This is a genomic window from Pseudoxanthomonas sp. LjRoot204_2 (assembly GCF_056175765.1).
Map to the genome: position 1 here is coordinate 1 of NZ_JBGFFG010000725.1, position 1,065 is coordinate 1,065.

A 1,065-nucleotide genomic window follows, 5' to 3' on the forward strand; every position below is an offset into this window, starting at 1 on the left:
GTTTCGACAACTGCCTTTGCCGGCTCGCTTGGACGGCAATCAAGCATAGTGTTGGTGGGACCCTATCGGGTTCCAACCCTGAGCGGGCATCTGCATGAGTGCGCTCGCCTACTTGCCGGACAGGATTTGTGGCTCGTCATACTTCAGCAACCAGTGCTCGGGCCCACGCCGCAGCGCAGGGCACAGTGGCGCACGAAACGCTTGGTGGCTCTCCCGCCGTAGTCGACGCCCTCTATGGCGTGCCTTCCGATGCACGTCCGGATAGCCCTTCTCCGGATCCGGGCGTCCGCTGCGCGGCGGCTTTGGGCTATTCGATTCTTCGCTGTGCACGTCATAGTTGCGGTACTTGTCGTGGGTACTGGCATCCTGAGCATCGCTGCCGGGATTCAGTGGGGACACGGATTGCCTGTCGGGATCGCCGTGGTCTTGTGATCGGCTCGATGGCAGGCATGCGTGGTGATGGAAGCGTGATGTGGCGGCCTCGACATTCACCCGATGCTCACCGRCTGCGCGAACAATCCGTCATGGATCGACACGAGGCACATGCATGACTACCGCCCCCCTACCGCCGAGCGAGGGCAAGCTTTCCCGTCGCGCGGCCATCCTGCATTTCCTGTTCCGTTACCGGAAATCCGGCGTCTTCCACGGACTGACGCTTGAGCCGGCGATGCTGGAAGCCGACGCGGTGGAAGAGGGCAGTCCGGAACGCTTCGCCGACGAACTTGAAGCATTGGGACCTACGTTCGTGAAGCTGGGCCAGATGCTGTCCACGCGTCCGGACCTGGTGCCGCCCGCGTACGCGTCCGCACTGGAGCGGATGCAGGAGAAAGTGTCCCCGGTGCCGTTCGAGGTGATCCGTGAACAGGTAGAGGAATCGCTGGGCGTGCGCATCAGCAAGGCCTACGCCAGCTTCGACGAAACCCCGCTGGGCTGCGCCTCGCTGGCGCAGGTGCATCGCGCCACGCTGCGCGACGGCCGCGAGGTGGCGGTGAAGGTGCAACGGCCCGGCGTGGCGCAGCAGCTGATGAGCGACCTCGAGCTGCTGCGCGGCATCACCGATACGGC

At 64.2% G+C, this 1,065-nt stretch carries 1 protein-coding gene; it reads left to right on the plus strand.

The genetic code is table 11. From position 1 onward, the window contains the following. Nucleotides 1-547 precede the first annotated feature (547 nt). Nucleotides 548-1,065 (plus strand): AarF/UbiB family protein (locus tag AC04L7_RS19420; protein ID WP_475513806.1); only part of this gene is annotated, 518 nt, incomplete at its 3' end.